Source organism: Sporomusa sp. (genome assembly GCF_035561255.1).
In the GTDB taxonomy this organism is placed as follows: Bacteria; Bacillota; Negativicutes; order Sporomusales; family Sporomusaceae; genus Sporomusa.
Window position 1 is genome coordinate 1 of sequence record NZ_DATMXX010000138.1, and the last position, 6,601, is coordinate 6,601.

Annotated in this window: 6 protein-coding genes; 2 read left to right on the plus strand and 4 right to left on the minus strand. The window is 42.8% G+C overall.

The window, feature by feature from the left end; all coding sequences use genetic code 11:
* The first annotated feature begins 215 nt into the window (after positions 1-215).
* Both VN379_RS07765 and VN379_RS07770 read left to right on the plus strand, forming a co-directional pair.
* On the plus strand, positions 216-782 hold the full coding sequence (locus tag VN379_RS07765; protein ID WP_325532523.1) for a bifunctional transcriptional activator/DNA repair enzyme AdaA: 567 nt from the start codon (positions 216-218) through the stop codon (positions 780-782).
* Positions 783-890: 108 nt separating this feature from the next.
* Complete coding sequence (locus VN379_RS07770) at positions 891-1,643, plus strand: AAA family ATPase (protein WP_325532525.1); 753 nt, start codon at positions 891-893, stop codon at positions 1,641-1,643.
* A gap of 521 nt (positions 1,644-2,164) precedes the next feature.
* Here the strand turns inward: VN379_RS07770 and VN379_RS07775 are convergent.
* Genes VN379_RS07775 through VN379_RS07790 form a run of 4 tightly spaced genes read right to left on the minus strand, consistent with a single transcriptional unit; the run spans position 2,165 to position 6,460 of the window.
* Positions 2,165-3,304, minus strand: coding sequence for a sn-glycerol-3-phosphate ABC transporter ATP-binding protein UgpC (locus tag VN379_RS07775; protein WP_325532527.1), 1,140 nt, complete (start codon positions 3,302-3,304; stop codon positions 2,165-2,167).
* A 41-nt stretch (positions 3,305-3,345) separates the two neighbouring features.
* On the minus strand, positions 3,346-4,161 hold the full coding sequence (locus VN379_RS07780; protein ID WP_325532529.1) for a carbohydrate ABC transporter permease: 816 nt from the start codon (positions 4,159-4,161) through the stop codon (positions 3,346-3,348).
* 12 nt (positions 4,162-4,173) lie between these two features.
* Positions 4,174-5,118 carry a sugar ABC transporter permease gene (locus tag VN379_RS07785; protein WP_325532531.1) on the minus strand — a complete coding sequence of 315 codons (945 nt, stop codon included), beginning with the start codon at positions 5,116-5,118 and terminating at the stop codon, positions 4,174-4,176.
* Between the two features lie 31 nt (positions 5,119-5,149).
* Positions 5,150-6,460, minus strand: a complete 1,311-nt coding sequence (locus tag VN379_RS07790; protein WP_325532533.1) for an ABC transporter substrate-binding protein — start codon at positions 6,458-6,460, stop codon at positions 5,150-5,152.
* Between the last annotated feature and the right edge of the window lie 141 nt (positions 6,461-6,601).

Here is a 6,601-nt window from a genome sequence, read left to right on the forward strand (position 1 = left end):
TCCCGCTGGTTTGTCAAATTATATAGGAAAACGAACTATTTTTTTCACCTTATTGACTTCTAATTCGATCCAGGGTACTTTGAATGACAAATTACACTCAACCTGCTATCATTTAATGAAAGATACAGAAAGTTGCATAAAACAATCTTTACATCATGTTTTTTATTATTTTGTTTTTCCATAAAGACGTAAAGGCTGCAGGTAGGAGTGTAGGAATGACCGAGATTCAATGGAAAGCAATCAAAGATTGTGACAAAACATACGATGGAGTTTTCTTTTATGCGCTAAAAAGCACAAAAACATTTTGTCGGCCATCATGTACATCTAGAACGCCTAATCCCAAAAATGTTGTTATATTTTATACTGCTGAAGATGCAATCAATCATGGATTTCGTCCATGCATCCGTTGTAGGCCGGATTGTATGGATTGGCAAGGTGCAAAGGATGAATTAGCTAAAAAAGCACAAGAATACATTGATTGTCATTATGCTGATAAGTTTACTTTGCAGGGAATTGCTAATAGTTTATATGTTGATCCGCATTATCTTCATAGGACATTTAAGAAAATCACAGGATGTACATTGCTACAATATCAGCATCAAATGCGCATAAAGCAGGCTGCCAAATTACTAGCTGAAACTAAATTATCCACTTCATGCATAAGCGATCAAGTTGGCTATAATACTTCATCCCATTTTTCAAGAGTTTTTAAAAGAATTATTGGTGTTTCTCCCTTGAGTTTTAGAAAGTTAGAAGATAGAGGAAACGTTGAACGGATATAATATCTAATAAAAATACCAGTCTCATTACGTCTATTGAACAGGGGACGCCACAATCTGTAGTGATATCTTTGCAGAAAGAGATATAATTTTATTTTTGGAGGGATTTCCATGACAAAAAAGATAGCTGTAGCCGGTAAGGGAGGCGTTGGCAAAACGACTTTTACCGCTTTGCTGATTAAAGAATTGATGAGACAGGAAAAAGGCATTATTTTAGCTGTAGATGCTGACCCTAATTCTAATTTAAACGAAGCGTTAGGAATTGATATAGACGATTCTATCGCCAATATTCTGGAGGAAGTCAGAGTGGGCGATGCCGTTCCAAGTGGAATGGGCAAGGATTCATTTACAGAATATCGATTAAGTCAGGTTATAAAGGAAGCAAAGGGTATAGATTTTGTCCAAATGGGGCTGCCCCAACAAAATGGCTGTTACTGTTATCCCAATAATTTGATACGGATGTACCTGGAACGGTTACAAAAAAATTACGAATACGTTATCATTGATAACGAGGCCGGCATGGAGCATTTAAGCCGGCGGATTGTTGCAGATATTGACATGCTGTTTATAATTAGCGATACTTCTGTTCGCAGTATTCGTTCGGCAGCAAAGGTATTCGAGCTTATTCAGGTGTTAAAGATAACAATACCCGAGGTTTACTTAATCATCAGCAAGACAGGGGAAGAAGGAATTGACGGCCTTAAAGCGGAAATCGCGAAAACAGGCCTGGATTTAATCGGCACTATCCCATATGATACACAGGCTGTTGCCTTTGACTTTGAAGGAAGGCCGTTGGTTGAATTACCGGACGACTCTCTCTCTGTTATAGCAGTTAAGTCCATCATGGAAAAAGCAGGTGTTTAATACAGAGAAAATACATAATTAGAGTCTTATGACAATAATAGTGATTTTGCCACTATCTTTTTAAATTAAAATTGAATCTAGATGAACAGCGCCCCATAATAAGCAAGGTACACCCCCCTAATGGTTGGTGTACCTTTTAGCTTTAGGGTCAGGCTTGACTTATTTGATCTTATTGACTTATAACCCGTTTATCGCACAAATTAGTGAATAATCATTAAGTCCGTCCGCCCGGTTATAAGTCATATTTTAAAAAAGTCAGCCTGAAGAAAAGTCAAGCCTAACCCCATAAGACTCCGAAGGGGCATTAACCTGCCATGCAGACAGGTTGACGCGGGCCACAGGACTGTTACCGACATCCACCAGGCGCAGGCGGATGCTATTGCCGTCTGCTGCCTGGGCACACCGGTTGTTGTAAAGCAGACTGTCAATATGGTTAGGACAGTAGCTATTATCTTCAAATAGAAACAGTGACCATGGTTAGCGAATGGCATAAAGTATGCTCCTTCTTGCATGGCAAGTTTTTACTTGTTTTGTATGCAAACGGTGCTGTCCGCTGCGATTGTTTTTTCGGTCTCCTTGTCAAACAAATGAATTCTATCAGTGTCCAGAAACACCTCAATAACATCACCTGCTTTTACCGCAGACCTTGTACTAACCCTTGCTATTAGGTTAAAACCTTCAACAGCCAGGTATAAATAGCTTTCAGCCCCCAGTATTTCCCTAACCTCTACCTTGGCGCTAATTATATTATCAGCTAACGATTCTCCGTGTATTTCTTCATCATGGACATCCTCCGGCCTGATCCCCATAACCACCTCTTTGCCAATATAGTCAGTACCTGTAAGTTGCTGTACCTTGTCTTCAGGAAGCTTAATGCTGTTTTTACCAAAGACAATATACATCGCACCGGCACGTTTTTCCAGTTTGGCACTGATGCAGTTCATCTGCGGGCTGCCAATAAAACTTGCCACAAAGAGATTGTCTGGCCTTTCATACAGCGCTAGGGGTGTATCAACCTGCTGAATGAAGCCGTCTTTCATAACAACAATTCTTGAACCCATGGTCATAGCTTCGGTCTGGTCGTGGGTCACATAGATAAAAGTGGTATTCAATTTTTGATGCAGTTTGCTGATTTCATTTCGCATCTGGACTCTGAGCTTGGCATCCAGGTTTGATAAAGGCTCATCGAAAAGAAATACCTTCGGTTCACGTACTATCGCCCGCCCCAGAGCAACCCGCTGCTTCTGGCCACCGGACAGTGCCTTGGGCTTTCTGTCCAGTAAATGTTCTATAGCAAGAATTCCGGCGACTTCCTGTACCTTGCGCTTTATTTCCGCCTTGGGAACTTTACGAAACTTTAATCCAAAGGCCATATTTTCAAACACTGTCATATGCGGGTATAAGGCGTAGTTCTGAAAAACCATGGCTATGTCCCGGTCCTTAGGCGGCACATTATTGATCAGCCGGCCGCCAATATAGATTTCACCGGCCGATATGTCCTCCAGACCGGCAATCATCCGCAGCGTAGTCGACTTGCCACAGCCGGAAGAACCAACCAGGACAACAAATTCCCCGTCTTCAATTTTGAGACTGAAGTCATTGACTGCTGTTATGCCACCTTCATATCGCTTATAAACATTTTTTAGCAAGACGTTCGCCATGTTTGCCTCCATCATAATGTCATCTAAGAGTAACAGGATAATTATTTAATACCCGAACGGGCAAAGCTTTCGGTAATATTTCTTTCAAATAACAAAAATATCAAAAGCAACGGGGCAATGACAGCAACAGTGGCCGCACAGACTTCTCCCCATTGCGCACCGGTTTCATACGATTGGGCAAAAATGGCCAGCCCCAGACTTAAGGTCCGGTTGTCAACCGAGTTTGTTACCACCAACGGCCATAAGAAATTATTCCACTGATAGCTGATTGACACAATGGCGAAAGCGATATAAGCAGGCTTGCTGAGCGGCACATAAATTTTCCAGATAATATCCCAGGTTCGCATTCCCTCAATTTTCGCAGCTTCTTCCAGTTCAATCGGGATTTGTTTAAAGGTTTGCCGCATTAGAAAAATGCCAAAAGCGGATATAAAATAAGGCAGCATTAAGCCCAAATGCGTATCAACCAGGTTAAGCCAGGAGAGAAAGCTATAATTAGGCAAGAGCAGCACGTCAGGAGTTATGAGAATTTGCACTAAGAAGAAAACAAAGATTATGTTCTTCCCGGAAAACTCCATCCGGGCAAACGCGTAGGCTGCCAGTGTTATGAACACAAACTGTACACACAAAACACCGGTTATGATGATAAACGTATTCAAATAATATGTGGCAAACGGCGCCGCGGCAAATACATTACGAAAATTATCCAGCGTAACAGGCGCCAGCTTGAATAAATCCATTGCATACTGTTTAGAGATAAACGCCGTCCGCAAAACCCAGAACAGAGGAATAACGTTAACCAATAGCAAAACAGCCATGACCGTCTTATAAAAAAAACCTGCGATGTTAGCTTTCACTGGCTATTCCTCCTAGCTGTAATGCGTTCTTTTGTCGATTGTAAAGAATTTAATGCAGGTAATTACTAACAGCAGCACCACCAGCACAGTTGTTATGGCCGAAGCCAAACCAATATCCCAAAACTCAAAACCAACCTGGTAAAGGTAATACAGGATCATGGTGCTGGCATTGTCAGGCCCGCCCTTGGTCATAATGTACAAATGGTCTACTGTTTTAAAGGCATTGGTCAGGGCAATGATGGCGACAAAAAGAGTGGTTGGCATGAGCAGCGGCCAGGTTATTTTGCGGAAGATCTGCCAGTCGCCCGCGCCATCCATCCGGGCAGCCTCATACATATCCCTGGAGATGTTCTGCAAGCCGGAAAGGAAAAAGATCATGAAGTAGCCTGATTCCTTCCAGATAAGAACGGCGATAACAGCAGGCAGCACCGTTGCCGGATCTCCCAGCCAATTCGTACTCTTTAAACCGAATAAATGCTCAACATAACTTAGCAAACCATAATCGGGCGTATAAATAAACATCCAGATATTAGCAACAGCAATCAGCGGTAACAGTGTCGGATAGAAATAGCCGGCGCGAATAATACTTGTTCCTTTGATTTTTGAGTTCGCAAACAGTGCCATGGAAAGCCCGATAGCTATGCTCACAGGTACTGTAACAAGCGCAATAATCAGATTGTTTTTCACCGCCTGCCTAAAAACCTGATCCTGCAGCAGGTGTTGATAATTCCCCGTGCCGATAAAGTGCGGTATTTTACTGGCAAGATTTTCAGCATACAAACTGTCAATAAACGTGGAACAGATAGGATATAGGGTAAAAAGTACAAGGAATACGAAAGACGGAAAAATGAGCAGCCAGGCATGGAAATCTAATTTCCGCTTATAAAAGAAAGAATGGGGAAGCACCCCTGGCAGGAGATGCTTCTCACAGCTTCTAGCAATAGTAATGTTTTTCATATATATTGTCCCTTCACCACTGCCTCACCAACTATTTTTTGAACGGTTTAAGCACTTCTTCCGCCTCTTTTTGCGCGTCGTTCACCGCCTGGTCGATCGTTTTCCTGGCTGTAAGAATGGTTTGAACGCAATCTTCCATAATCTTGGTCACTCTGCCATTCTCATGGGTTGAAAGCTCGGCTGCGGCAAATTCCAGCTGGTCACGCGCCACAAGCGCGTCGGGGAATTCCTTTACATATTTCTTCATTGTTTCCGTTTCATAGGCCTGTTTCCTGGTCGCTACATAACCTGTCTCAATACTCCACTTGGCAACACGCTCCGGTTCAGTCATCCATTTGATAAACTTCCAGGCAGCCTGCTGCTTTTCCGGCGAAGTATTTTTAAAGATATAAAAGTTTCCCCCACCTGTCGGCGTGCCTCTATGATCCTTAGCAGGCAGCATAGCCGTACCGAGCTTGAATTTTGCGTTCTTCTTGATATTGGTAAGGTTTCCTGTCGTATGGTACATCATTGCAGTTTTGCCTTCGAGAAAATCGGTAGGCACAGTTGCCCACTCAATCGTATTTTCAGGCATTACTTTGTGCTTTTTGGAAAGATCAAGCCAGTACTGCAAACCTTGCACTGCCGCCGGAGAATTGAAATACACTTCATTGCCGGCTGAGTTCATTAGGTTGGTATTGCCGTTCTGTTGCAGCACAAAGGTCTGCAGCATCCAGTAAGCATAGCCGGTTGATGGAATTTCAAGCCCCCAGCGCCCCTCTTTGGTAAGCACCTTCGCATCGCTGACCAGCTCGTCCCATGTTGCCGGCGGTTTCTCAGGATCAAGTCCGGCCTCCTTGAACGCATCTTTATTGTAGTATAGAATGATGGTACTTCGCTGGAATGGTACACCCCAGGTTTTTCCCCCGGTTTGTGAATTAGTCATAAAACCGGGATAAAAATCGGCAAGATACGCTTTGTCGCTATCGGTCTTAATAAAACTGTCAATATCGACAATGGCATCCATATCCAGCAGTGAAAATAAGTCTGTGGAAAACATGATCGCCATTTCCGGCGGCTTATTACCGCGAAGTGCGGTCTGAATCTTAGTTCTGGTTTCCGCATAGCTTCCTGTATAAACAGGAGTTACTTTAATATCCGGATTCTCTTTGGTAAAATCCGCCGCCATCTGGTCAATTACCTTGGTAAGAGGACCGCCAACAGAAATAGGATAATAGAAGGTAAGTTCGGTTTGCCCTCCCTGTGAGCTGGTAGCCTGTTTGTTCCCGCTGCACCCGCCAATGAACACAGCAAGCATTACTACTACACTTACCAGCATAACCAGGGCTTTGTTTTTTCTCATCAATAAAACTCTCCTCTTTATCAATTTTTCTATTAAAAAAAGCAAACAGACAACATTATAACAAAGACATAATCAAATCATTTTTAGCCAATGATTCCTACGTTTCTGTCATAAGGTTTTCTCTTTGCTCCACCTTATAAG

What these genes read in the sequence shown, in the direction of transcription:
- VN379_RS07765 (WP_325532523.1), top strand. Translation starts at nt 216, where the DNA reads ATGACCGAGATTCAATGGAAAGCAATCAAAGATTGTGACAAAACATAC.
- VN379_RS07770 (WP_325532525.1), top strand. Translation starts at nt 891, where the DNA reads ATGACAAAAAAGATAGCTGTAGCCGGTAAGGGAGGCGTTGGCAAAACG.
- VN379_RS07775 (WP_325532527.1), bottom strand. Translation starts at nt 3,304, where the DNA reads ATGGCGAACGTCTTGCTAAAAAATGTTTATAAGCGATATGAAGGTGGC.
- VN379_RS07785 (WP_325532531.1), bottom strand. Translation starts at nt 5,118, where the DNA reads ATGAAAAACATTACTATTGCTAGAAGCTGTGAGAAGCATCTCCTGCCA.
- VN379_RS07790 (WP_325532533.1), bottom strand. Translation starts at nt 6,460, where the DNA reads ATGAGAAAAAACAAAGCCCTGGTTATGCTGGTAAGTGTAGTAGTAATG.